General features: G+C 56.8%; 23 protein-coding genes. 8 read left to right on the top strand and 15 right to left on the bottom strand.

The genetic code is table 11. From position 1 onward, the window contains the following. Positions 1 to 234 precede the first annotated feature (234 nt). Both FHW04_RS03855 and FHW04_RS03860 read right to left on the bottom strand, forming a co-directional pair. The gene (locus tag FHW04_RS03855) at positions 235 to 906 is read right to left on the bottom strand and encodes a hypothetical protein (RefSeq protein WP_031375969.1); all 672 of its coding nucleotides are present in this window, start codon (positions 904 to 906) and stop codon (positions 235 to 237) included. A gap of 109 nt (positions 907 to 1,015) precedes the next feature. Beyond that, complete coding sequence (locus FHW04_RS03860) at positions 1,016 to 1,930, bottom strand: LysR family transcriptional regulator (protein WP_094106303.1); 915 nt, start codon at positions 1,928 to 1,930, stop codon at positions 1,016 to 1,018. Between the two features lie 98 nt (positions 1,931 to 2,028). Here FHW04_RS03860 and FHW04_RS03865 point away from each other — a divergent pair, with 98 nt between their 5' ends. Continuing rightward, positions 2,029 to 3,087, top strand: coding sequence for an SDR family oxidoreductase (locus FHW04_RS03865; RefSeq protein ID WP_031375968.1), 1,059 nt, complete (start codon positions 2,029 to 2,031; stop codon positions 3,085 to 3,087). A 69-nt stretch (positions 3,088 to 3,156) separates the two neighbouring features. On the opposite strand, the gene rluF is transcribed toward FHW04_RS03865, so the two are convergent. From rluF to FHW04_RS03885, 4 genes are all read right to left on the bottom strand, one after another. Further along, the gene (rluF, locus tag FHW04_RS03870) at positions 3,157 to 4,032 is read right to left on the bottom strand and encodes a 23S rRNA pseudouridine(2604) synthase RluF (protein ID WP_031375967.1); all 876 of its coding nucleotides are present in this window, start codon (positions 4,030 to 4,032) and stop codon (positions 3,157 to 3,159) included. Between the two features lie 111 nt (positions 4,033 to 4,143). Next, positions 4,144 to 4,629, bottom strand: a complete 486-nt coding sequence (locus FHW04_RS03875) for a GNAT family N-acetyltransferase (protein WP_089562265.1) — start codon at positions 4,627 to 4,629, stop codon at positions 4,144 to 4,146. 76 nt (positions 4,630 to 4,705) lie between these two features. Then, positions 4,706 to 6,688 carry an autotransporter domain-containing esterase gene (locus tag FHW04_RS03880; RefSeq protein WP_031375965.1) on the bottom strand — a complete coding sequence of 661 codons (1,983 nt, stop codon included), beginning with the start codon at positions 6,686 to 6,688 and terminating at the stop codon, positions 4,706 to 4,708. A 191-nt stretch (positions 6,689 to 6,879) separates the two neighbouring features. Then, positions 6,880 to 7,770, bottom strand: a complete 891-nt coding sequence (locus FHW04_RS03885; protein WP_031375964.1) for a MurR/RpiR family transcriptional regulator — start codon at positions 7,768 to 7,770, stop codon at positions 6,880 to 6,882. A gap of 471 nt (positions 7,771 to 8,241) precedes the next feature. Here FHW04_RS03885 and FHW04_RS03890 point away from each other — a divergent pair, with 471 nt between their 5' ends. Then, positions 8,242 to 10,371 carry a TonB-dependent siderophore receptor gene (locus FHW04_RS03890; RefSeq protein WP_089562264.1) on the top strand — a complete coding sequence of 710 codons (2,130 nt, stop codon included), beginning with the start codon at positions 8,242 to 8,244 and terminating at the stop codon, positions 10,369 to 10,371. Then, positions 10,358 to 11,563 (top strand): ABC transporter substrate-binding protein, encoded by a 1,206-nt coding sequence (locus tag FHW04_RS03895; RefSeq protein ID WP_089562263.1) that lies wholly within the window; start codon positions 10,358 to 10,360, stop codon positions 11,561 to 11,563. Before FHW04_RS03890 ends, FHW04_RS03895 begins: the two co-directional genes overlap by 14 nt. On the opposite strand, the gene FHW04_RS03900 is transcribed toward FHW04_RS03895, so the two are convergent. From FHW04_RS03900 to FHW04_RS03920, 5 genes are all read right to left on the bottom strand, one after another. Next, on the bottom strand, positions 11,501 to 12,490 hold the full coding sequence (locus FHW04_RS03900; RefSeq protein ID WP_089562262.1) for an XdhC family protein: 990 nt from the start codon (positions 12,488 to 12,490) through the stop codon (positions 11,501 to 11,503). The two genes, FHW04_RS03895 and FHW04_RS03900, sit on opposite strands and share 63 nt — an antisense overlap. Beyond that, positions 12,487 to 13,053 carry a nucleotidyltransferase family protein gene (locus FHW04_RS03905; protein WP_084227921.1) on the bottom strand — a complete coding sequence of 189 codons (567 nt, stop codon included), beginning with the start codon at positions 13,051 to 13,053 and terminating at the stop codon, positions 12,487 to 12,489. The genes FHW04_RS03900 and FHW04_RS03905 overlap by 4 nt, the downstream gene beginning before the upstream one ends. A 110-nt stretch (positions 13,054 to 13,163) precedes the next feature. Further along, positions 13,164 to 15,491, bottom strand: coding sequence for a xanthine dehydrogenase family protein molybdopterin-binding subunit (locus FHW04_RS03910; RefSeq protein ID WP_089562261.1), 2,328 nt, complete (start codon positions 15,489 to 15,491; stop codon positions 13,164 to 13,166). Continuing rightward, positions 15,488 to 16,480, bottom strand: a complete 993-nt coding sequence (locus FHW04_RS03915; protein ID WP_031375960.1) for an FAD binding domain-containing protein — start codon at positions 16,478 to 16,480, stop codon at positions 15,488 to 15,490. Before FHW04_RS03915 ends, FHW04_RS03910 begins: the two co-directional genes overlap by 4 nt. Beyond that, positions 16,477 to 16,941 carry a (2Fe-2S)-binding protein gene (locus FHW04_RS03920; RefSeq protein ID WP_201306432.1) on the bottom strand — a complete coding sequence of 155 codons (465 nt, stop codon included), beginning with the start codon at positions 16,939 to 16,941 and terminating at the stop codon, positions 16,477 to 16,479. The genes FHW04_RS03915 and FHW04_RS03920 overlap by 4 nt, the downstream gene beginning before the upstream one ends. Before the next feature lie 458 nt (positions 16,942 to 17,399). Between FHW04_RS03920 and FHW04_RS03925 the strand changes: the two genes are divergently transcribed. Continuing rightward, positions 17,400 to 18,296, top strand: coding sequence for a LysR family transcriptional regulator (locus FHW04_RS03925; RefSeq protein WP_031375958.1), 897 nt, complete (start codon positions 17,400 to 17,402; stop codon positions 18,294 to 18,296). Positions 18,297 to 18,318: 22 nt separating this feature from the next. On the opposite strand, the gene FHW04_RS03930 is transcribed toward FHW04_RS03925, so the two are convergent. Genes FHW04_RS03930 through FHW04_RS03945 form a run of 4 tightly spaced genes read right to left on the bottom strand, consistent with a single transcriptional unit; the run spans position 18,319 to position 21,747 of the window. Continuing rightward, positions 18,319 to 19,158, bottom strand: a complete 840-nt coding sequence (locus FHW04_RS03930; RefSeq protein WP_089562260.1) for a metal ABC transporter permease — start codon at positions 19,156 to 19,158, stop codon at positions 18,319 to 18,321. Beyond that, complete coding sequence (sitC, locus tag FHW04_RS03935) at positions 19,158 to 20,018, bottom strand: iron/manganese ABC transporter permease subunit SitC (protein ID WP_089562259.1); 861 nt, start codon at positions 20,016 to 20,018, stop codon at positions 19,158 to 19,160. Before sitC ends, FHW04_RS03930 begins: the two co-directional genes overlap by 1 nt. Before the next feature lie 2 nt (positions 20,019 to 20,020). Beyond that, positions 20,021 to 20,836 (bottom strand): manganese/iron ABC transporter ATP-binding protein, encoded by an 816-nt coding sequence (locus FHW04_RS03940; RefSeq protein WP_031375955.1) that lies wholly within the window; start codon positions 20,834 to 20,836, stop codon positions 20,021 to 20,023. Continuing rightward, complete coding sequence (locus FHW04_RS03945; protein ID WP_031375954.1) at positions 20,833 to 21,747, bottom strand: metal ABC transporter substrate-binding protein; 915 nt, start codon at positions 21,745 to 21,747, stop codon at positions 20,833 to 20,835. Before FHW04_RS03945 ends, FHW04_RS03940 begins: the two co-directional genes overlap by 4 nt. Before the next feature lie 349 nt (positions 21,748 to 22,096). On the opposite strand from FHW04_RS03945, the gene FHW04_RS03950 reads away from it, so the two are divergent. The 4 genes from FHW04_RS03950 to FHW04_RS03965 all read left to right on the top strand — a co-directional run bounded on the left by FHW04_RS03950 (position 22,097) and on the right by FHW04_RS03965 (position 23,899). Then, entirely contained in the window at positions 22,097 to 22,501 is a 405-nt protein-coding gene (locus FHW04_RS03950) for a hypothetical protein (RefSeq protein ID WP_240493219.1), read from the top strand. A 251-nt stretch (positions 22,502 to 22,752) separates the two neighbouring features. After that, a complete protein-coding gene (gene ycgZ / locus FHW04_RS03955) occupies positions 22,753 to 22,998 on the top strand; it encodes a regulatory protein YcgZ (protein ID WP_031375952.1) in 246 nt (81 codons plus the stop codon). A 218-nt stretch (positions 22,999 to 23,216) separates the two neighbouring features. Continuing rightward, positions 23,217 to 23,474 carry a hypothetical protein gene (locus tag FHW04_RS03960; protein ID WP_371316820.1) on the top strand — a complete coding sequence of 86 codons (258 nt, stop codon included), beginning with the start codon at positions 23,217 to 23,219 and terminating at the stop codon, positions 23,472 to 23,474. A gap of 170 nt (positions 23,475 to 23,644) precedes the next feature. Then, complete coding sequence (locus FHW04_RS03965) at positions 23,645 to 23,899, top strand: biofilm/acid-resistance regulator YmgB/AriR (protein WP_046289544.1); 255 nt, start codon at positions 23,645 to 23,647, stop codon at positions 23,897 to 23,899. Positions 23,900 to 24,025 lie beyond the last annotated feature (126 nt).

A 24,025-nucleotide genomic window follows, 5' to 3' on the forward strand; every position in this document is an offset into this window, starting at 1 on the left:
TAATCACCCGGCAGAAAGCCACGCTCTGAATCACGAACGATCAAATAATCGTCCCAATCAGTTACAGCAATAAATTACAGCTATAAATTACACCGTTAATAATTCCAGATCGAAATTACCAGGCAAGCCGCGAGCCATACGCTGATTAAAGCGCTGAACTCCAACATTCAGCGAAGATTACAGCGCCAGATACCCAGCCCGCTGGCTGCGCAATACAGCGGTGAAAACGGCAGGTTATATTTTGTTCAGCAGGCGTCTGTCATCACGCGCCTGCAGTCGTGCTGCCGCCGGGGACGGAAAGATATAGCTGAATAAATCCCGGTAGAAGTTGAGATGTTTCACCAGGCCTTCGTGAATCGTTTTGGTGATGTCTTTGACCAGGAACGCCTGTGTGGTACTGAAGTTGGCGACCGAGAAAAAGGTTTTATCATAGACGTTGACCATCCCTTCCCACTTCATCACACGCTCTTCATCTGCGGCGTCATCTGAAGCGACAAAGATAGCCTTATGTGATTTCACACCGTGGTTACTGACATAGGTCAGCGAGGAGTCGTAGCCTCGCTTGCTGCGCCAGCGGCAAAATTCATAAGGCACATCGTAACGCGGCAAAAAGAAGTCCGGACAGCGGAAGTTATCGTCGCAAATCAACCCTTCCAGCGTCACCGAAACATGCAGAAAGTCCTGCATGAAATCAAATTGCCGGGTTTTGCTGCAACTGACGTTTATGCTGAAATGACCCGCCTGTACGTACCAGTAATTGGTAAATCCGGTCACCAGAATACAAAATACCTGCCAGTCACTGAGTTTACGATCGCCTGCCAGCCCTCTGAAACGGCTAATCATCATCCGTGATTTAGGATGCTGATACGCTTTCAGCAGCGGATCGTTCATACCTTTCAGCAACATCAGGCGCTCTCCTTAACATTTTGCGCTTATCCTGCCACGCCCTCTGAACCCTGAAAAGGGGTCATCTTCTGAATGTGTCGGGGAGGCGGCGGTCGTGCGGTGCCAGCTGCTAATCCTGCCGCTGTTGGGTCTGTTGTTGCAAAGCGGCAAGCCTCTGCTCAAAACAGCCCACCAGCTGGCGTACCTTTTGCGGAATGAAGCGTGCATCGGGAAAGATGGCATAGAGATAGCGGTCCGGCAGCCGGTAGTCAGGCAAAATTCTGACCAGCTTACCGGCTGCCAGCGCCTCGCTGGCCATCAGCCTCTGTATCCCGCCTATCCCCAGCCCGGCTTCAATAGCCTCTGTCAGCGAGTGACTGTTATTCGAGCGAAAGACGCATTCCACTGCACGCGACACGCTCTCTTGTGCTGAGACCAGGCGCAGCGGCGCATCCGGCTGAAGGCCACTGAAGCGAATGTGAGGATGACGCTGTAAATCGGCGGGCGTCAGCGGTTGCCCGTGTTGCGCTATCCAGTCAGCGGAGGCCACCAGCACCGTTTCAATCGTGGCCAGCATGCGCACAGCCAGGCCTGCCGGCGGCGCTTCACTGAGACGGATGGCAACATCGACGCCTTCAGAAATCAGATCCGACAAGCGATCGTCAAGCGCCACCTCGAGCTGTAATGCCGGATGCTGCTGCTGAAACGCCAGCAGCTGCGGCATAAAGCGCTGGCCCAGCCCGCTGGGTAACTGGATGTGCAGCTTTCCCTGCAACGGCTGCGACGCCGGCCGTAATTGCTGCTCCAGCTCATCCATGGCATGTAACAGTTGCCTGACCTGTTGCAGATAACGCTGTCCCTCTTCGGTTAACGCCATCGCACGCGTAGTTCTGTGCAGCAAAACCACGCCCAGATCATCTTCGAGCGCCGCCACCTGCTGACTCATCGCCGACTGTTTCAGGCCGTGTTGCCGTGCGGCTGCTGAAAACGATCCCGCTTCGGCAACGCGAATGAATGACTGAATCGCAGTCAGTTTGTTCTGCATTTAGTGGATTTCTTAATAAGTGTTATCGGTATAGGGGGGATTTAATCACAAAGAAGCCCAGGTGAGACTGTGATTTCACTCCAGATGAGATCGCTATCATGAATAACAGGCAGGAAAAAAACGTCGCGCTGGTGGCAGGCGCAACCGGTATCGTGGGCCAGCAACTTATTCGCGCGCTGTCGGCGCAGCACTGGCAGGTTATCAGCCTGAGCCGCCAGCGACAGCCCGACCCCGGTCAGCCCAACGTGCTCGCTGTTGATCTGCTCGATCAGCAGCAGAGTAATCAGGTGCTCTCAGCGCTCACCGAGGTTACGCATATTTTTTATAGTGCCTGGCTCAATGCCCCGGATTGGGCCGCCATGGTGAAACCCAACGTAACGATGCTGCAAAATCTGGTCAGCAGCATGGAGCAGGTCGCGCCGCTGCAGCATGTCAGTCTGATGCAGGGATATAAGGTCTACGGTGCCCATCTCGGACCGTTTAAAACGCCAGCGCGGGAAAGCGATGCTGGCGTACCGGGTGCTGAATTTAATGCCGAACAACTTCGCTGGCTGGCCGATCGGCAACAGGGTAAAGCCTGGCACTGGAGCGCGCTGCGTCCCGGCGTGGTTGGCAGCGACCGGCCGGGCAACAGCATGAACATGGCGCTGAGTCTGGCGCTCTATGCCTCACTCTGTCGTGCTGAAAAGCTGCCTCTGCGCTTCCCGGGTTCGGTGCAGACCTGGCACAGCCTGGTCGACTTTACCGACGCTGAATTACTGGCAGACGCCACGATCTGGGCCGGACAGGCATCCGACGCACGCAATCAGGCGTTTAACGTGAATAATGGTGATTTATGGCGCTGGAGTGAGCTGTGGCCGGTGATCGCGGCGTGGTTTGATCTTGAGATCGCGCCGCCCGTTTCCTTATCGCTGCAGCAATTGTTCAGCGATTATCGACACAACTGGCAGGATATCGCTGCGGCTAACCAACTGGTTCAGCCCGATATTCTGGCGCTCAGTGACGGCAGTTTTGCCGATTTCGTCTTCGGCTGGCACTACGATATGTTTGGCGACGGCAGCAAAATCCGTCAGGCGGGGTTTCATCAGTACCGCGCAACCGACCGGATGTTCTGCGATCTGTTTGCCCGCTTTCGCGCCGCCAGAATTATTCCCTGACCGCCTCAGTACGATTGGCATACGCAGACAGCACGGCCGGAACGCCTGGCTGGCTGCGCGGCATAACGATTAGCGCCCTTTCTTCCTGCGTCCCGGCTGCGCAAAACGCTTGCGGGAGGCGCTGTCAGGCTCGGCTTTGCCAGCAGCCGGACGGGACGGGCTTTTTTGCGGTTTTTTTGCTGCGGCGGTTTTAGCCGGCGCTTTCTTTGCCGGCTTATCTTCTGAAGAAGAGTTCTCCAGCAGTTTAAACAATTCGATCAGTTCGTCATCAGTCAGATCGCGCCATTCGCCCAGCGGCAGACCTTTCAGGTTGACGTTCATGATGCGGGTACGCTCAAGCTTCGTTACTTCGTAACCAAAGTGCTTACACATGCGGCGGATCTGGCGATTCAGCCCTTGCACCAGGGTGATACGAAACACAAAAGGCGCTTCTTTTTTGACTTTGCATTTTTTGGTCACGGTACCCAGCATCGGCACGCCCGCGCCCATTCCGGCGATAAACTCGTCGGTAATCGGCTTATCAACGGTGACCACATACTCTTTTTCGTGATTATTACCGGCGCGCAGGATTTTATTGACCAGATCGCCGTGGTTGGTCAGGAAAATCAGCCCCTGAGAATCTTTGTCCAGACGGCCAATCGGGAAGACCCGCTTACTGTGGTTAACGAAATCGCTGATGTTGTCGCGCTCACCCTCTTCCATGGTGGTGATAATGCCGACCGGTTTGTTCAGCGCAATCAGCACTAAATCATCTTCATCACGCGGTTCGATAAGCTGACCGTTCACTTTCACCACATCGCCTGCAAAAACCTGCGCGCCGACAGTGGCGCGTTTGCCGTTAATGAAAACGTTGCCCTGTTCGATATAACGATCGGCGTCGCGACGAGAACAGATTCCGCTCTCGCTGATGTATTTATTGAGACGAGTTGATGAGTGAGTCAGCATGGTTCCTCCAAAAAACGCGGACTATACCTTACCGGCGTGGGCTTGCGAAGTGTTTGCGAGCGAAACTTTTCCACGCCGGAAGCGCGGCCCGGTCCGGCTGAACGGCGTGACTCAGTCAGACGGCGCTGACAGGTCAATGGCCATATCCATACAGCGCAATCCACTGCCGGCCAGCTTTGAAGGATAAACACTTTCTCCCAGCAACTCGAAGCCATGTTGCAGGTAAAAGCTGGCGGCGTTAGGGGTAGATGAGAGCGTCAGGCGCCGGTAGCCACGGCGCTGTGCTTCTGCTTTGATGGTCTCAATAATCTCGCCCGCCAGCCCCTGCCCGGTGAAGCCAGGCAGGGTGAAAATGGCTTCAATGCTGCCGGCCGCCAGATCCAGCGAGCCGGTCGCCACCGGCTGGCCGTCAGGGCCGTCGATCACCAGGAAAGGATTTTCGCGGATCATCGCCGGAAAGCTGGCGGGCATCCGGTCCGGCGTCCAGGCTGCAATTACCTCGGGCGCATACGCCGTCTGGCAGCCGTGGCGAATCGCCTGGTTTCTGATATCCCACAAGATTAATGCCTCTTCAGGTGAAGCCCGTCTGACCTTCATCATCCTCTCCTGCTTCATCAATGCGACCGTCTCGCTACGTTATCACACCGCTTCCCTGCAGTGCGATCGCCGCCGATCAGAAGCGCGCATTGAGCCCGACGTTCCAGCTCACCTGATGATATTCGCTGTTGCCCGCCACCGCAGAGACGCCAGCAAATGCGGTTACCGCAGTGCCAAGCGGCACGCTGGCCCCGACCGCCATATCCAGCCAGTTGTCATCGCCTGTTTCGCTGGTGCGGGTAAACGCCGTGCGGGTCGATTTCAGCCCGGCCGTCACCGCTGAGTCACTGTCGCCAAACTGATGGTTGTAACTGATCTGCGCCCACGGATTGATCAACAGCTGCCTGCTGTCGATGCGCCAGCCGACAGACCCGACCTGCGAGTGCAGCGTCTGATCGCCAAAGCGCATGGCGCTGCTGCGATTGCCCTGCTCCTGATAGCCTGAGACCCGGCTATAATCCAGCGCATAGCTGGCAACCGGACCGGTAGAAACATACTGGCCGAGCGGCAGATCCCAGCCAGTTTCAATTCGCATTCCCAGCAGCTTACCGTCGGTACTGCCCTGTTCAGTCCGGGTGGCCGGACCCAGCCTGACCTGACGCTCAATATCATCGAAATCGAGATCGGCATAATGCAGATCGGCGTTAATCCAGCCCTGATCAAACAGCCGCAGCTGACTCCACAGCGCCACCAGATTGCCACGCAGCCGGTAGTCGTAACGCGACGAAGGCTCCTGACGCTGCGACGTCGCTGAAAACATCGCCCCGGCCTGCCAGCTGTCGTTTAGCTGATAACCGATGCCGACCGCGCCATTGGCGGTGGTGGCATCGCCATCCTGATAACTGTCGCCACGAAAATTCCGTGACAGACCGGCATAGCCACCAAACACGGTAAACTGTCCGGCCTCCGCAGGCTGCTGGCGCTGCTGCTGTAAATGTCCTTCCAGGGTACTACGCGCATCCTTCACCAGCATCAGCGGTGACTGACTCAGCGCCGCCACCTGTAACGGCGCATCCAGCACCGACTGAATATAGTCAGCGATCAGGGCATGCACCGCCGGGCTGGGATGCAGACGATCCGCAAACAGATACTGCTGCGCCTGAGAGAAACCCGGCGTGGCCGAGGTGCAATCCATTGCCGAGACGCCAGGCGGACAGGCCATGCCTGCGCTGTTGCTGATGCCGTACTGAACGGGATTGTCGATCACCTCATTGAACAACCGGTTGATATCGACCCGCGCGATATTGCCGCCGGTTGCCACCAGCCCCTGCTCTTCGAGCTGGTTATAACGGTCGGTCAGCGTCGCCGCGGTGTCGCTTAATAGTTGCCAGGCGGCAAACAGCTGGCGGGCGATAGCCTCACGCACCAGTGGAATGGCCGGGATCTGATCCGCAGCCTGGCGGAATGCCGCCTCAATAGCCTGCTCGCGCGCCGCCCGATCGGGAGTTGTGACGCTGCTTAACGACTGGAACAGCGCCGCCATAGCCGGTTCTGCTACCGGGCCAAGCGGTTGCAGAATGGCCTGCAGTAATGCCGGCGTCGCCCCGACGTTTGGCACCGTCGGCACCACCACGGTACCCGCCCCGGCCGCCAGCAGCCGGCTGACCTGGTCGGCCGCAGAGCGGGCACTGTGATCAATCACCTGCACCGCATTCAGCGGATCGGCTGCGGCAGCAGCCAGATCGTTACCGCCGATCCAGTGAATATAGAGACCATTGCCGTCAGCGCGACCGCCACTGGCGGCCAGATAACGGTCTAGCTGATCCTGACTGTTGTACTGCGGATTAAGCGCCGGCACCGCCACCGCACCTCCGGCGGCATAGTTACTGCCGCCCTGAGAAGACGGCAGCAGGGTTTGATTCAGCTGTTGCGCCAGTATCTCGTCATATAACGGATGGGACGCCGCGTCGTAGGTGAAGCGGCCCACATTGCCACCGTCGCTCAGGCTATCGCCAAACACGGTGAGTTGACTCCAGGCCGCTGCCGGCAGCGGCGACAGCAGACTCAGGGTGGTTATCGCTGCACTGGAGAGCAGGTGTCGCGCGTGAAAGGATTTCATCTTCGGCTCCGCACAAGGTAACAGGGATTAAAAGAAGCAAAAAAGAGGCTCAATCTCGCAAAGCAAAGTAAGCGTAGTCGGCAGCAGAAAATGGCAGCAGAAAAGCCGCGATCGGGATCTCAAAGCGGGAAAATTTGGTCAGCTGCGGTGTCTCGCCCGGCAGAGATGATGACCGCCGGGCACTGCAGGGACTATTTTTTACCGGCAGGTTTCAGGCCGCGATAGAGATCCTGCAGCCGTTTCATGGTTTTGACCGTGCGCTGAGGTAGCGTGGACGCCACCGAAAGAATCAGCATTTCCAGACAGACCATAATGGTGCCGTGCAGCGGAATCCGGCCGTTTTCACCGCCGCGCGGAACGTTAATCACCACATCGGCTTCGCGGGCAAAAAACGACTCGGTGGCATGAGTCAGCAAAATAATCGGAATTCCCAGCCGTTTTGCCTCGCGGACCACGGTAGTGCCTTCGCGGTGCGCCGATTGTTGCGCCATCATCACCAGCACGTCACCGCGCTGAAGTGCCAGCATCTGTTCGGCCAGCGCAATACTGGCGCGATTAAGGGAAAACGCCGGCAGCCCGATACGATTTAACAGGCGGACGCTGTAATCCGCCAGAATTCCGGAGGCGTTGATGCCAAAAATCGCCACCTGACGCGCCTCCCCCAGCAGCGCCACCGCATCGGCGACGGCGACACGGTTCTGCGGCTGCGACATCACCTCACAGGCGCGCCGGTGCCCCTCCAGTACAAAATCAATCGCGCTGTTAACGTCGCTGGTCACCTCACTGACGGTGGTGATCATCTTTTCTTCGGAGGTCAGCGACGGACCAAACCACGCCTGCAGCGTCTGTTTCAGATCGCGCAGGCCGCTAAAACCCAGCGCCTGAACTGCCCGGATCACCGTTGCATCGGAGGTCTGATTAGCCAGTGCTATCTCCATCGCGGTGCTTTCCAGCACCGTTTCCCGCTGTTGATCGATATAGCGAGCCACCGCCAGCAGCCGGGGCGACAGCTGCTTTTCCCGCGAACGCAGACGTTCCCCGAAAATATCGACCCGATTTTTGCCGGTCCTGGCCTGTTTCATTTTCATACCTGCTGGCTGAGTTTTGGGTCGGACAAGAAGGTTTACCCACCCTGAAAAGCGTTGATTTTAACCTGAACGCTGTAGTGAGCAAGCCTAACCATGCTGTAATTCACCTGATAATGCTGGGGAATTAACCGCTAATCAAGCTAGGGTAATTTATATTACAACACATATTTCAATACTTTATAGTGAAAACCCTGATTCATTAAACCGGCAAAATGCGGCAACTGAAAATGTAGTGTTTTCATCATTATTTATGTTTACTACTACAATCGGCAATGGTTGAATGATTCTCAATTACAGATGAGAAGTATTGTCGTCGCCGCAGATTGCCCTTCTGATCCGCGTCGCTATCGCCGTCCGATCACTGTTTATTCTCTGCGTTTTGCAGAATACCGCCAGGGCGGACAGCAGCAGCCCGCGCTGTGCTGAACCGTAAAGCATGACTCGCTTCAGACATGAAAAGAAAAAATGACCAACCGTTCAGATAAAAGTAAAACTCCGGCACGCCATTCGGCGCTGTCGATGGCGATCTGCAGCGCACTGTTCGTGATGCAGGCACAGGCTGCAACCGTTGCCGGCACGCCGGATATGACCGTAACCGCCGACGACAACCCGGAAACGGGTTACACCAGCAGCCAGAGTAGCGTGGCCAGCAAAATGCCCACCGCGCGACTGGATGAGGCGCAATCAATCAGCACGGTTACCCGGCAGCAGCTGGAGGATTATCAGGCCAGTTCGCTGGCGGATGCGATGCGCTTTGTCAGTGGCGTAACGGAAGCGAATACGCTGGCCGGCACCGAAGATGGTTTTGTCCGGCGCGGATTTGGCAGCAATGCCGATGGTTCGATCTATCGTGATGGCATCCGCAGCAGTCAGGGACTCAATTTCGATGCCACCACCGAGCGTGTTGAGGTGCTGAAAGGCTCAGCCTCGCTGCTGTACGGTATTCAGAATCCCGGCGGGGTGATCAATGTGGTCAGCAAGAAACCGCAATATAGCTGGCACACCAAAGTCAGTGGCCGTTATGCCAGCGAGGGTGGCGGCGCAGGTACGCTGGACGTAACCGGCCCACTGGGTAATGGCTTTGCGTTTCGACTGATCGCTGAGAAGCAGAATCAGGATTACTGGCGCAACTTTGGCAGTGAGCAACATACTCTGCTGGCTCCGTCTTTACAGTGGTACGGCGATCAGGCGAGTTTTTTAATCAGCTATGCCGATTACCGCTATGACATTCCTTACGATCGCGGCACTGCGTTTATTGACGGCAAGCCGATCGACATCGGTTATAAGGATCGTCTGGATGACACCGCTAACCACGCCTGGGGGCACAACAAAACCCTTAATGCGCACTACGAATGGCAGTTTAATGATGAGTGGCGCACCCGTTTTACCCTCGGCTGGAACCAGCGGCGCTATGACAACAATGAAGTCCGGGTGACGGCGGTCAATACCACCACCGGTGCGGTGACCCGTCGGGCCGATGCCAATCGAGGCTTCAACCACAAGACCAAATACCTGAGCTGGGATCTGCTGGGCAACCCGGAAATCGCCGGACTGTCGCACGCGCTGGTGGTCGGCACCGACTATGAGATGAACCAGACTTATCGCGCCCATCAGTATCAGGGCAAGGCGACCACTAACTTCAATTTCTTCCAGCCTGAATATGACCAGTTGTCACCGCTGACTGACAGCAGCACAGAAAACAGTGCTAACGCCAACAACCTGAACCGCATTCATAGCCGTTCGATCTACGCCAAAGATAGCGTGACACTGTCACCAGAATGGACCGTTGTGTTTGGAGGCCGCTATCAGCACTATGAGCAACGCGCCTCTAAAGGCTTTGATCCGCAGGTTGAAACGCTTAACGATGAGGGTAACAAGTTTCTGCCCCAGGCCGGGATCATCTATAAACTCACGCCCGCGTTATCGTTCTACACCAGCGTGAGTAAATCCTTCACCCCATCCACCGACGTGGACGACGATGGCAACGTTGGCAAACCCGAACAGGGCACCAGCTGGGAGATCGGCAGCAAATGGCAAGTCTCACCGAAGCTGTTTGCCTCTGTCGCACTGTATCGCATTGATGAAAAATCGATGTCGCTCAGCATTAACGGCACGACCCGCGCGATTGATAAAGCCCGCTCCAGCGGCGCTGAATTTGAGCTGAATGGTGAAGTCGCACCCGGCTGGGATCTCAGTGCTAATTACAGCTATGACCAGGCCGAAATCATTGAGGATCGGGTCAATCCGGATAACAACGGTAACCGGCTGCAAAATGCGCCACGCCATGCCGGGGCGCTTTATCTGAGCCATGAGTTGCAGTTCAGTAACCTGCCCGGCACCTTCCGGCTTGGCGGCGGTGCGCGCTATGTAGGCAGCCGTGCTGGCGATCCGGATAACAGTTTCACCCTGCCGGATTATGTGGTGGCCGACAGCTTTGTCGCCTGGAATCATCGTCTGTTCGGGCAGAAAACGCAGCTGCGGCTCAATCTGAATAACCTGTTCGATAAACACTATTACAGTTCAAGCGGCGGCAACCTGCGCGTCCGCGAAGGCGAAACCCGTAATCTGATGGTACAAGCCAGTGTTGAATTTTAATCCGCTCGCCCGTCTGCTGCGTAACAGCCTGTTACTGATCGGCCTGGTCTGCGCCAGTTCGCCAGCCGGGGCGCGCACCCTGACCGATATCACCGGACAAACGGTCAGCGTGCCGGATCGGCCACAGCGGATTGTGCTGGGCGAGAGCCGGATGTTGTATAGCATCGCGCTGCTGACGCCCGGAAATCCGCTCCAGCAGATTGTCGGCTGGCCGCAGGATCTGAAGAAGTACGATCCGCAGACCTGGCAGATTTTTGCCCGCCAGTTTCCGCAGATGCTGACGATTCCGGCTCTCGGTCAGGAGGGGGTAAATGACATTAATCCGGAACAGGTGATCGCGCTGAAGCCCGATCTGGTGATCCTGCCGCAGCTGGCACGCAACAGCGATGCCGGGCTGCAGCTGGAAACGATGCTGAAAGCAGCAAAGATTCCGGTGCTGAAGGTTGATTTGCGGGTTCATCTGCTGAAAAACAGTGAGCGCAGCATGACGCTGCTGGGCGAAGTGTTCAATCAGCCGCAGCGGGCAGCCGACTTCAATCGTTTTTATCGCAGCCACATGCAGCGAATAGCGAACCGGCTGGCACGCTATCACGGGCCGAAACCGACCGTGCTGCTGCAGTTGCATCTCGGACGGCGCAGCGAGTGCTGCGTCACCTCGGTAAACGGCAACCTTGGCGAACTGCTGCGCTTTGCAGGCGGCGAGAACATTGCCAGCCAGCAGGTTAAAGGGGTGTTCGGACGGCTGAGTGAGGAGCAGGTGATTGCCGCCCAGCCGGATTACTACTTCGCGACCGGTATCGGTAACGCTGATGAACCGGATAGGTTAACGCTGGGCCCGGCCGTCTCAGCGGCCCAGACCCGCGAAAGCCTGCTGAGGCTGACCCAACAGCAAAACGGCCTGAAGCAGCTGCGGGCGCTGCGTGACGGGCATAGCGGTGCGCTGTGGCACAACTTCTATCTCAGCCCATGGCACGTGGTAGCAACCGAGTTTTTTGCCACCACGCTCTATCCTGAGCTGTTTCACGATGTTGATCCGCAGCAGACGCTCAGGCAGATATTCCAGAAGTTTCTGCCGATTCCGTTGTCCGGCAGCTACCTCTATCGGCTGGCGCCGGTCAACGCCCCGCCGTCAGGCAGCCGGGAGCGATCGCCCGAGGTTCTTCACCCTGACGATATCAGCCATCACCGATAGCGCGATCTCCGCCGGGGTTTTACTGCCAATCGGCAGGCCAATCGGGGCATGGATGCGGTCCAGCTCGCTGCGATCCATCCCCGCAATCTGCTGCAGCCGCGCCCGGCGCTTTTCGCTGTTCTTCACCGATCCCATAATGCCGATATAAAAGGCAGGCGTGGCGATCGCTTCCATCATCGTCAGGTCATCAATGCGTGGATCGTGGGTCAGCGCCACAATCGCCACGGCCGCATGCGCCCCGTTCAGCTCCAGCCAGCGCGCCGGATGCTGGCGCACCAGCGTAACGTTATCGGCTGCGCCGAAGTGGCGCTCCAGTTCATCGAGCATCCCGGGACGATGCTCGCAAACCCGCACATGAAATCCCAGCATCTGGCCCAGCCGGATGCATTCAAACGCCACGCTGGAGTAGCCGGCCACCAGCAGTTCCGGGATCGCGCCGACCGGTAACCGTACCAGCTGGTCGCTGACGCTGAGAGCGGGTAATCGCCGATCCGCCGCCATCGCTTCCCACTGCGCGCGCTCACCGGGCCGGATCAGCTTCACCATCGGCTGCTGGCCGCTCAGCGCCCGCTGCATCGCGATCAGCAAATCCAGACTGGCGGTATCGGGCGGCAAATATTCAATCATAATCTCCAGACTGCCGCCGCACGGCAGACTGACATTCGGACGCATGCCGCCTTCGCCATAACGCACCTGCTGACTGCTGGCACGGTAAGCGCCGGTCGCCAGCTGGGCTAAAAAATCCTCTTCGATGCAGCCACCTGACAGCGAACCGCAGTATGCGCCCGCCTGATTGACCGTCATCAGCGTCCCGGGCGCGCGCGGCGACGAGCCGTAAGTTCGCAATACCGTACACAGCCAGACGGATTGTCCCGCCTCGCAGCTGCTTAACGCCGCATTAATCACCCGTTGGTCCAGCGTAATCATGAAAATTCCTTTATCGCCTGCAAATCGCCCGGCAGGTCAATGTCATAAACACAGCCGCGATCGCTAAGGGGCAAGCGAACCGCGTCACGTTTGACTATTGCCTGCGCGCCCACATCACCCTGTAAGCCGGTTAACAGCGGGTAATAGTGCCGCTGAAAGCCGACCGGATGGCCCGGTATGCCGTCGACCCAGGGTCTGACCACCGCCGCATCGGCCAGCGCTGCGCTGACGGCCCGATAGCTGTCGGCGGTGATCAACGGCATATCACCGAGTGCGATCAGCCAGCCGTCGTATTCGCTGCTGGCAGCAACACCGGCGGCAATGGAATCACCCAACCCGTGGCTGTCGCACAGCACCGCCGTCGCCGGATCGATCAACGCCCGAATCGCTGCCTGCTCCGGACGGGTTACCACAAACAGATCCAGACCGCTGGCCGCCGCCTGTTGCAGGGTATGCTGTAACAGCGGCTTGCCATTCAGTTGAGCCAGCAATTTGTGTTCACCGCTCTGCTGACGAAAACGGCGGCTGAAGCCCGCCGCCATCATCACAATCGCTATCTTCAAAACAGCCTCTCCCGCTGGCGATAAAAACGGGCGCAGGATTGGCCCTGCGCCCGTAAACCTGATCTCAACGCCGGCGGCATCAATTGCAGCCGGCCCGGCATCCGCCGTAATCAGATGATTTTGTCGAGGGTGATCGGCAGGTCACGTACCCGCTTGCCGGTGGCATGGAAGACTGCATTACTGATCGCCGCCGCCACGCCAACGATGCCCAGCTCACCGACCGCTTTACCGCCCATGGTGGTCGCCTCAAAGTCGGGTTCACCGACATTGATGGTGGTGATGCTGGGAATATCGCCGTTAACCGGCACCAGATAGTCCGCCAGGTTATTGTTAATCACCCGACCGTTGCGAGGATCGACAATCCCCTCTTCCATCAGTGCCTGACCGACGCCCATGATCATCCCGCCGATCCACTGGCTGCGCGCCAGTTTAGGGTTGTAGAGCCGACCGCTGTCGAGTGCCGCCACCATGCGTTTCACCCGGATGGTGCCGAAATCTTCATCGACCCGCACCTCAACAAACTGTGCGCTCCAGCTGTGGGCGGAAAACGCCTCTGGCCGGCTCATGTCGTTAAGGTTACGCACGATTTTGTCGCGTTCGCTTTGCGGCATGTCGTCCGGGAAGGTCCCGCCTTTCACGCTCAGGCTATCGGCAGGTGCCAGCGTCGCCAGTTGGGCGAGCGAGAGGCCCGATCCACCGCTGTGCTGAATTGCGCCATCCTTCAGGGTAAACTGCGACACCGGCAGGCCGCTGAGCGGCGACGCGGGCAGCTCACTGGCCAGAGCCAGCAACCGTTCACGCATTTTCTTCGCGGTATCGTTCACCGCCGCCGTCAGGTTACCGGCCAGCTGCGATCCGCCTGCCACGCCTGCGCGCGGCAACGCTGTATCGCCCAGCTCTACCTCAATGGTTTCCGAACCGACGCCGAGATGATCCGCGGCCGTCTGCGCCAGAATAGTGTAAGTGCCGGTTCCGATATCTGCGCCGGCGCACTGCACCACAAAGCGGCCCTGCGGCGTCAGGATGATTTTCGCTTCGGCCGGCAGTCGGTTGACCGGATAAGTGCCGGAGGCCATGCCCCAGCCTATCAGCTCACGGCCTTCACGCATGGAACGCGGCGTCATAATGCGCTTATCCCAGCCAAACGCTTCTGCCCCTTTATGGTACGCCTCTTTCAGCCGACGCGTACTCCACGGCAGATCGAGCTGATAATCTTTATCTGCCCAGTTGCGCAGACGCAGTTCCAGCGGATCGATGTCCAGCGCATAGGCCAGCTCATCCATCGCCACTTCAAGGCCAAACGCACTGGGATTCTCGCCCGGCGCCCGCATCCAGCCTGGCGTGACGGTGTTAATCAGTCGGACCTGATGCTGTGCCGACACGTTGCTGACGGCGTACATCCGGGCGGTCACTTTGCTGCAGTTCTCAGCAAATAAATCAATCAGCGAGGTTTCGCTGAAGCTGCGCTGAATAATCGCCTCAATTTTACCGTTACGTGAAGCGCCCAGCTCCAGCTGCTGCGAGGTCGCCGGACGTCCACCCAGACCGGTAAAGGTCTGCGGCCGGGTCAGTGAGACTTTCACCGGACGGTTCAGGGCGCGCGACGCGACGCTGGCTAAGGCAACGTGAGTGTAAGGCACCGGTTTGGACCCAAAACCCCCGCCGACATAGGGTGAAATAATCCGTACTTTTTCGGTCTCAATCCCCAGCCATTCGGCGATTTCAACCTGCGCGCCCGCCACCCACTGGCTGGGTTCCCAGACCGTGATCTGACCTTCGTGCCAGTGCGCGATGCAGGCATGTGGCTCCATCGGCATGTTGTATTCACGCGGGGTGGTATAACGCTGGTTGATACGCACCTCGGCACTGTGCATTGCGGTCGCCGCATCGCCCAGATCAATATCCTGCGCCGACATCGGTTTAGCCTCGACGCCCTCGTCGGTGGCAAACACCCGCGCCGGCGTGGTCTCATACTCGATCTCAACCAGCGAGGCTGCCCAGGTGGCCTGCTCGAAGGTTTCAGCGATCACGATGCCAATGTTCTGGCCGTTATGAATGATCACATCGTCCTGAATCGGGGTGTAAGTGGACTGCGCTGCGCCGCCGTCAGCAATCGCGGTCGGCTTGTTAATCTTTAACGGATTCAGATGGGTATAGACTGCCAGCACACCGTCAGCCTGCAGGGCTTTTTCGGCTGACAGGCGGGAAATGCGGCCACTGGCGACGGTTGACTGGAGCACGACGCCGTACAGCGGATTTTCCGGCTGATGTTCGATGGCATAACGTGCTTCACCGATCACCTTAACCCGGCCGTCGCCCCGCGATCGGGCCGCGCCCAATCCTTCAATCGGGCTGCCAGCTTCGGCCGTCGCCGTGTCGCCAGCGGTGGCTTCAGGGATGTGTTTAGCCTGGCGTGCGTCGTGGTTTACTTCACTCATGCGATCTCTCCTGCTGCCATTAGCGCACGCGCTATTACGCGCGGGGCCAGCTTCACTTTATACGCGTTATGCTCCAGCGCCTGGGTTTCCTGATTGATCAGCTCCGCAGCCTGGAATACCGTCTCTTCGTTGAACGGCTGTCCCTCTAACGCCTGCTCAACCCGCGTGGCGCGCCAGGGTTTGGTGGCAACGCCGCCCAGCGCAATATGCACCTGACGCATCACGCCATTCTCCAGCGTGAAACCAGCGGCTGCGCTGGCGGCGGCAAACTCGTAAGAACTGCGATCGCGCACTTTGAGATAGTGAGAGCGTTGCAGGGAAGCGGTTTGTGGCACTTCAATCGCCACGATGATCTCGTCATCGCGCAGATCGTGTTCCTGATCCGGCGTCTCTCCCGGCAGCAGGAAGAAATCATCAATGGCGATCCGGCGAGTTTCGCCCTGCGGGTTCTGCACTATCACCACCGCATCAAACGCCACCAGCGCGACCGCAAGGTCACCCGGATAGACCGCAATGCAGCTGTCGCTGGCACCCAGAATGGCGTGATTACTGTTGACACCCTGCCGTGCGGCACAGCCGGAGCCGGGATTGCGTTTATTGCAGGCCGAAAAGGTCGCCGGATCGCGATAATAAGCACAGCGGGTGCGCTGACGTAAATTGCCGCCCAGCGTGGCCATATTGCGGATTTGCGGCGACGCGGCCTGCCATAAGCTGCCGTAGATAGCGGGCGCATGTTGCTGACAGTCGGGATGATCAGCCAGCTGGCTCATGGTGATCAGCGCGCCAGCACTGATTTTATCATTGTCAAAACTCAGGCTGCGAAGTTCAGACAGGCCGTTAATGCCAATCAGCTGCGGCGGGTTAAACACGCCGCATTTCATCAAATCGAGTTGAGTGGTACCGCCCGCCAGAATCTGACTGCCTGACTGCTGCTTTAACGCTGCGGCTTCGCTGGCTGACTGTGCGACTTTCCAGTGAAAGGGATTCATGCGGACTCCTTCGCCATTTCAGCCGCCGCCTGTTTAATGGCATCGACAATGTGCGGATAGGCACCGCAGCGGCACAGGTTGCCGCTCATGTATTCGCGGATTTCATCGTCCGATCCGGCATGGCCCTCTTTAATGCAGGCGACGGCCGACATGATTTGGCCTGGCGTACAGTAGCCGCACTGGAAGGCATCGTTTTCAACAAAGCAACGCTGCACCGGATGTAATTCACCGCTGGCAGATTGCAGCCCTTCAATGCTGGTCACCTCAGCGCCGTCAGCCTGAGCGGCCAGCGTCAGACAACTCAGCACCCGCTGACCGTTAACCAGTACCGTGCAGGCCCCACACTGTCCCTGATCGCAGCCTTTTTTAGTGCCGGTCAGGTTGAGGTGCTCACGTAATGCATCAAGTAAGGTGACCCGGGGATCGATCTCCATCGGGTATGGCTGGCCATTGACCTGCATTGTTAGCGAAATTTTTTCTGACATTGTCTGCTTCCCATTGTTGGGGGCTAAAAGTGTAATTTTTTTATTAGTCTGTTTCGGACGGGATATAAATCGGGGAGAATCCGGATAACCCTAAGCTTTGCGCGCGTATGCACGTCTTTAGTTTTAGCAGCTTTTTTACGATCCGGCAGCGCAGCGGGCAAAAAGCCCACTCTTATCCTGCCAGACCGATCCACTGTTAAGCACTGAACTGGCCTTATCGCCAGGCTATCTGTTTGATACAGATAGATTCTTTAACGTCGGGTTTTATTAATCACCTTCACAAGCGTAATGCACAGAATTCATCAATGCCGCCGGGGAAGATGCACTATGCTGTTGCGCCCTGAACTTAAAGTCCGCACCTGCAGCCGGGGTGCGCAAAATGATGTCAACGACCTGCAGAGCCAGTACCGGCAGGTTTAATGAGCCAGAAAAATATGCTGAGAGAGAATTTTAACGACCTGATGTATCTGGTGGTGGTGGCTCAGGAGCGCAGCTTTACCCGCGCCGCAGCGAAACTGGGCGTATCGCAATCGGCGCTTAGCCACGCGATCCGTGGACTGGAGGAGCGTCTTAACCTGCGATTACTGACCCGAACCACTCGCAGCGTTGCGCCGACTGACGCAGGCGAGCGCCTGATCAAAAATATCGCGCCGTTATTCAACGAGATTGAGTCCGAGCTGGTCAGCGTCACCGATACTCAGGGAGAGATCGCGGGCAACATCCGCATTACGGCCGGTGAACATGCACTGATGTCGACGCTGTGGCCGCTGACTAAGCCGTTTCTGCAGCGCTATCCCGCAGTGAATATCGAGTTTTCGGTTGATAATACCCTGACCGATATTGTCAGTGGCCGCTTCGATGCGGGTGTGCGGCTGGGTGAGCAGGTCGAAAAAGATATGATCGCAGTACGCATTGGGCCGGACTGGAATATGTGCGTGGTCGCCTCGCCCGACTACTTCGAACAGTATGGCGTGCCTGCCACCCCTTACGATCTGCAAAAACACAACTGCATCAATCTGCGCTTACCGACGCGCGGGGGACTCTATAACTGGGAGTTTATGCGCGACAAAAAGGAGATTCGGGTCAGGGTCGAAGGTCAGCTGATCTTAAATACTCTGGCGGCGCGCATTGATGCGGCGCTCTGTGGCATGGGCATCTGCTATGTGCCGCAGGACAGTGTTGCTGAGCACATTGCTACGGGGCGTCTGGTGCAGGTCCTGGCCGACTGGTGTGAACCGTTTCCCGGCTATTACCTCTACTATCCCAGCCGCAAACAGCATACCCGCGCGTTTGCTCATCTGATTGAGGCAGTGCGCTATCGCGGTGAGTAAGCAGCGATAGCGCAGCGCTCGGTTATGCAACCGGCCGTTGCTGGCGCTCCAGCCGCCGTGTCTTCTGACCAGAGACGATCATCGCGACGATGAACACCAATGCAAACAGCACCACGATAGTCGGCGCCGGTGCGCTGTCGAGAAAGAAAGAGAGATAGACGCCGCTGAGTGACACCAGTACTGACACCAGCACCGCAATCAGCAGCGCGTGGGAAAAGCGGGTTGTCAGCAGAACCGCAATCGCACCCGGCGCGATCAGCAGCGAGATCGACAGGATAATACCCACCGCTTTCAGGGTCGCCACAATGGTTAACGACACCATACACAGCAGGCCGTAATGCATCAGCCGGGCCGGCAGGCCACATACCTGTGCCTGCTGCGGATCGAAGCTGAACAGCATCAGATCGCGCCACTTCAGCGCAATCACCGCGACAATCAGTGCGGCGATAATCAGCGTCTGGATGATGTCGGCGCGGGTGATGCCGAGCATATCGCCGAACAGAATATGGTCGAGATGCACTTCAGGCTTCACCGCGATGTAAAGAATCAAGCCGACTGCGAACATGCCTGAGAAGACAATCCCCAGCACGGTGTCCTGTTTAATCCGGCTGTTGTCCTGCAGAAATCCGCTGGCCACAGCACAAAACAGCCCGGCCACAAAGGCTCCAATAGCCAGCGGAATGCCCAGCATCCAGGCCAGCACGATGCCGGGAAACACCGCATGGCTCATCGCATCGCCCATTAGTGCCCAGCCTTTCAGCACCAGAAAGACCGACAGCAAGGCGCAGGGGATCGCCACGACCAGCGCGATCAGCAGCGCGCTCTGCATAAAAGCGAACTGGAAAGGTTCAAACATCCACATCAGGCAGGCTCCTCATCGGCAGGGTTGCGGGCGCGACGCCGACTCGCCAGCAGGCCATGCTTCGGGGCGAAGACAAACGCCAGCAGGAATAACAGCGTCTGCGCCACCACAATAATCCCGCCGGTTGCACCGTCGAGATAATAACTCGCCCAGGCACCGAGGAAGCTGGTTATGCTGCCAATCGCCACCGCAATCATCAGCAGGCGCGGAAAGCGATCGGTGAGCAACCATGCCGTAGCGCCGGGCGTCACCACCAGACAGATCACCAGAAACGCCCCGACGGTTTGCAGTGCCGCCACGGTCGAAACCGCCAGCAGAGTAAAGAACAGGATCTTTAATCGCTCGGGCCGCAGACCGATAGCGCGCGCATGATTCTCATCGAAAAAGGTCACCATTAAATCCTTCCACTTAAACAGCAGAATGATGATCGACACGCCGCCGATCAGCGCCAGTTGCAGGATATCGGCCGGTGCAATCGCCAGGATATTGCCCAGCACGATAGTCTGAATGTTCACCGAGGTGGGATTCAGCGACACCATGAACAGGCCAAGGCCAAAGAACGAGGAGAAAATCAGACCGATGATCGCATCTTCTTTTAAACGGGTGCGCTGATTAAGCAGCAGCATACTGCCGGCCGCCAGTCCGCCCGACAGAAACGCACCCAGTGCAAACGGCAGCCCAAGCATATAAGCGCCCGCTACGCCGGGCACAATCGAGTGCGACAGCGCATCCCCAATCAGCGACCAGCCTTTGAGCATCAGGTAGCAGGAGAGAAACGCGCACAGTCCGCCAACCATGGCGGAGACCCACATCGCGTTGAGCATGTAGTGGTATCCGAACGGCTCCAGTAACAGATTCATGGTCACTTCCCGTCGTGAAGCGAGGCGCGCGGCGCGATAAACGGACGCTCATCATCGGTAATGATCTGATCGTCCAGCCCGTTGACCGCCACGTGACGCAGCACCCCGCTAAACGCCCGCTCAAGGTTGGCTGTGGTAAAGGTGGTGCGGGTCGGACCGCTGGCGAGGATGGTGCCTTTGACCATCACGGTGTAGTCGCAGAATTCCGTCACCGATCCCAGATTATGGGTTGAGACCAGCATGGTTTTACCTTCGTCACGCAACTCATCGAGCAGGGCAATGATTTTCGCCTCGGTCTGGACGTCAACGCCGGTGAACGGCTCATCCAGCAGGATCACGCTGCCCTGCTGGGCAATCGCCCGTGCGAGGAAAACCCGTTTCTTCTGTCCGCCGGAAAGTTCGCCGATCTGTCGCTGGCGATACGCCAGCATATCGACCCGCGCCAGCGCCTCATCGACAATATCGCGGTCGTGGCGTTTAGGCCGCCGCAACAGGCCCATGTGGCCGTAGCGGCCCATCATCACCACATCCTCCACCAGCACCGGAAAAGACCAGTCAACCTCTTCAGACTGGGGAACATAAGCCACCAGGCTCTGGCGCAGCGCCTGACGGGTCGGCATACCCAGCACTGAAATCGTCCCGGCGGAGAGCCGGACAAAGCCCATCAGCGCCTTAAACAGGGTCGATTTGCCCGATCCGTTAACGCCGACCAGGGCGGCAATGGAGCCGCCGGGGATGCTGAAGCTGGCATCACGCAGCGCCGTATGGCCGTTTCGGTAGGTGACGCTGACCCCGGAAACCACGATAGTGTCGCTCATGGCGCGCTCCTCCCGTGATTAATACCGTCGACCAGCGTCGCGGTGGTAACCCGCAGCAGGTCAAGGTAGGTTGGCACCGGCCCCTGCGCCTGACTTAATGAGTCGACATATAACACGCCGCCATACCAGGCACCGGTTTCGCGCGCCACCTGCCGGGCAGGTTTGTCAGAGACGGTACTTTCGCTGAATACCGCCGGAATGGCATGCTGCTTCACCTGATCGATCACCTTTCTCACCTGCTGCGGTGTACCTTGCTGATCGGCGTTGATCGGCCAGAGGTAAAGCTCTTTCATACCGAGATCGCGCGCCAGATAGGAGAACGCACCTTCACTGGTCACCATCCAGCGTTGATTTTCAGGGATTGCGGCCACCTGCTGGCGCAGCGGCGCCAGCGCCGACGTGATCTTTTGCTTATAGGCGGCGGCATTCTGACGGTAGGTTTCAGCGTTAGCGGGATCGTACTTCACCAGCGCATCCCGGATATTATCGACATATATCAGCGCATTATCCGGGGACATCCAGGCGTGAGGATTGGGCTTGCCGTTATATGGCCCTTCGCCAATGCCAATCGGTTCGACGCCCTGCGATACTACCACTTCCGGTACGCCTTCAAGATGCTGATAGAAGCGCTGAAACCAGCGTTCAAGGTTCAGCCCGTTCGACATAATCAGTTGCGCGCCCTGCGCACGTTTAATGTCTCCCGGCGTCGGCTGATATTCATGAATTTCGGCACCCGGTTTGGTAATTGAGCTCACCTCTGCCGCATCGCCCGCCACGTTTTTTGCCATATCAGCAATCACGGTAAAGGTGGTCACGACCTTAAATTTTTCTGCTGCATAGCTGCTGGTGGATATCACCGCGCTCAGCAACAGGCTGAAAACGAGCGTTACGCTTTTTTTTATCGGGGCCATCGCACGATCTCCAGAGATGATTAAAATTGAAACACAATTAGCCTGTGCTATTTTTTATAGCACAGGCTATACCTTTACGACAGGCTCCATTTGTGAAGTTTCTTCAACGTCAGCGTCGTAATGCGAAGTTATGTCAACAAGCGTGGTTATTGATTGATTAGACTGGATTATTTAGGCATGTGCTTTGCCCGCTGATCGGCAACGCTGAATCAATGAGGTTGTGCGCCGGGTGGTCAGCACCGGATCAGAACCGTCCTGAAAAGCCCGCTTTACTGTCGAATCAAACGATATAGGCCAGGCGATAAAAGAAGTGAAATGCACGGTCAGCCGGGTTGTCAGGGAGAGATCGGTGACTAATGGCTATCAAAAGAGACAAATTGATAGTCAGGATAAATTAAATTTGACGAATTTTTTTGCTACAGTGAATGTTACTTACCGCAATAAAACCAGGGAGGATAATTTGTATTTTTCCAGCGACGAAAAAGCGAATTTCATCATTGGCGAAGCAGCAATGAACCTGATTGAAGCCAGTCAGGAGGTTAATGTAGAATTGCTGATTGGTGAGTTGCTTTCGATGTCTGCTTCAGAAGTGGATGAAAACCGTCTGGAACAGCTGCATCAGGTACGACAATGGTTAATGGGTTTCAAAACGATTGGCGCACGTAACACTGAGCAGGCAGGCTGGTTATCAAAGCCGCTGAACGCTGACAAAATGAGCACTGATTCTGCTGATGATATTGTGTTTAAAGGTTGACCTGACCGGTCTTCCCCACTGTCGGCCTGTGCAGGTGTTGTACAGGCCGGATTCGTTTAGCGCTGAAAAAGCCAGCAAAACACCGTTTTAACCCCGCAGTAAACTCTTCGTAACATGCTGATTAATAACGCATAGCATTTTTTGCACAAAAAAAATTGTTCCGGGAATTCAAAATTCTGTACAAGTTTTTGAAAGATGTATAACTTGCGCATCCAGAGCGCGATACATTTTAACCATCTGAGGACAACACTATGCGTCAGAACGGACATGCACCGGAAGCCATCAGCGACATTGCCCGTTACTTCAATCAAGCCAGCCAGCCGTCACAGCAGGAGACGCTGGGTGAGATTGTGGTTGAAATTCTGCGCGCAGGTCATAATCTGAGTCGTAAAGCTATTTGCAGCAAACTGCTGCGCCGTCTGGAACTTGCTTCTACGCCAGAGGAAGAGAGTCATCTGCATGAACTGATCGGGCTGCTTTTCCGTCGGGAAGAGTAATACTGATACCCGGCGTTGATGAAGGTGCATTACGCCTCAGCTCACAGCAATTCTGATCGGACTATTTTTCGCATTAACGAAGCCCAGTGTTGCTGTCCCGTTTCAGGCGCCCCGTCAATGGCGCCTGTTTCTACATCAGGAGCCGCAACGTGGCCAATAATTCGTAAATCAGAGAAGCCAGTATGTACAGAAGTGATGATGAGAAACTGACAGATGTCATGATCGGCGAAGCCGTACTGACATTACTTAAGTCAGACAAACCGGTATCGAGCAATGCCCTGATCAATCAGCTGGAGCTGATGGCCGCTGAGACGGACGAGGAAACAAAGGTGAAGACGATCCGCAAAGCGATTACCGAAGTGCGTAATGGCATGGTTGCGGCACGTAAGCGCGCCAGTGGCGGGCTTCCCGAACGCGAAAATGCTTCACACCGTTTAAATAATGATGGCCCGCCTGAAGGTTCAAAAAAACACTAAACGATCCGTTTTTTGCGGAAGCTGTGGCCATAATTTACCTGTCCACCAGGCGCTGAAGGTCATCAGAAAAAACTTTGCGGATCGCACTGGGCAAACCCGTAACAGCGACTACACTGCTTTCTGACTTCAGTCGATGCATCTAACAAATTTTCCGCAGAGAAAGAAAAATCATGCAACACTCATCTTCAGATTCAACTCTCATTGACTATTTTCGCAGCGCAGGCGATCAGCTTGCTCCAGAAACCGAATTACTGGGCGGTATCATCAGAAATATCGTGGCTGACCAGGGTCGCGTGACCAATAAAGCCATCATCCTCTATCTGATTGCGGAACTGGAGAGTACCTCAGACGTAGTTAAGCTGGATGTGTTACGCAAAACGCTGGAAATCGTTGTTGGCCGCACGCCGGACGACGCCGGAGTCTGATGCCGGCTTCCTGCGCAATCACATGCCGGTTGCGCAGGAAGCGTCAGACGACAATGCCTTATCCCCTCACCCGCCTTGCTCAACCCTTGCCAGCCCGCCAGGCTCTGAACAACAAGCCCCTGCAAA

The organism is Pantoea sp. AN62, from assembly GCF_050432985.1.
Lineage (GTDB): Bacteria > Pseudomonadota > Gammaproteobacteria > Enterobacterales > Enterobacteriaceae > Pantoea > Pantoea brenneri.

Coding starts and splice junctions, on each gene's coding strand:
- FHW04_RS03855 (WP_031375969.1), bottom strand. CDS start 906: ATGTTGCTGAAAGGTATGAACGATCCGCTGCTGAAAGCGTATCAGCAT.
- FHW04_RS03860 (WP_094106303.1), bottom strand. CDS start 1,930: ATGCAGAACAAACTGACTGCGATTCAGTCATTCATTCGCGTTGCCGAA.
- FHW04_RS03865 (WP_031375968.1), top strand. CDS start 2,029: ATGAATAACAGGCAGGAAAAAAACGTCGCGCTGGTGGCAGGCGCAACC.
- rluF (WP_031375967.1), bottom strand. CDS start 4,032: ATGCTGACTCACTCATCAACTCGTCTCAATAAATACATCAGCGAGAGC.
- FHW04_RS03875 (WP_089562265.1), bottom strand. CDS start 4,629: ATGAAGGTCAGACGGGCTTCACCTGAAGAGGCATTAATCTTGTGGGAT.
- FHW04_RS03880 (WP_031375965.1), bottom strand. CDS start 6,688: ATGAAATCCTTTCACGCGCGACACCTGCTCTCCAGTGCAGCGATAACC.
- FHW04_RS03885 (WP_031375964.1), bottom strand. CDS start 7,770: ATGAAACAGGCCAGGACCGGCAAAAATCGGGTCGATATTTTCGGGGAA.
- FHW04_RS03890 (WP_089562264.1), top strand. CDS start 8,242: ATGACCAACCGTTCAGATAAAAGTAAAACTCCGGCACGCCATTCGGCG.
- FHW04_RS03900 (WP_089562262.1), bottom strand. CDS start 12,490: ATGATTACGCTGGACCAACGGGTGATTAATGCGGCGTTAAGCAGCTGC.
- FHW04_RS03910 (WP_089562261.1), bottom strand. CDS start 15,491: ATGAGTGAAGTAAACCACGACGCACGCCAGGCTAAACACATCCCTGAA.
- FHW04_RS03915 (WP_031375960.1), bottom strand. CDS start 16,480: ATGAATCCCTTTCACTGGAAAGTCGCACAGTCAGCCAGCGAAGCCGCA.
- FHW04_RS03920 (WP_201306432.1), bottom strand. CDS start 16,941: ATGCAGGTCAATGGCCAGCCATACCCGATGGAGATCGATCCCCGGGTC.
- FHW04_RS03925 (WP_031375958.1), top strand. CDS start 17,400: ATGCTGAGAGAGAATTTTAACGACCTGATGTATCTGGTGGTGGTGGCT.
- FHW04_RS03930 (WP_089562260.1), bottom strand. CDS start 19,158: ATGTGGATGTTTGAACCTTTCCAGTTCGCTTTTATGCAGAGCGCGCTG.
- sitC (WP_089562259.1), bottom strand. CDS start 20,018: ATGAATCTGTTACTGGAGCCGTTCGGATACCACTACATGCTCAACGCG.
- FHW04_RS03940 (WP_031375955.1), bottom strand. CDS start 20,836: ATGAGCGACACTATCGTGGTTTCCGGGGTCAGCGTCACCTACCGAAAC.
- FHW04_RS03945 (WP_031375954.1), bottom strand. CDS start 21,747: ATGGCCCCGATAAAAAAAAGCGTAACGCTCGTTTTCAGCCTGTTGCTG.
- ycgZ (WP_031375952.1), top strand. CDS start 22,753: ATGCGTCAGAACGGACATGCACCGGAAGCCATCAGCGACATTGCCCGT.
- FHW04_RS03960 (WP_371316820.1), top strand. CDS start 23,217: ATGATCGGCGAAGCCGTACTGACATTACTTAAGTCAGACAAACCGGTA.
- FHW04_RS03965 (WP_046289544.1), top strand. CDS start 23,645: ATGCAACACTCATCTTCAGATTCAACTCTCATTGACTATTTTCGCAGC.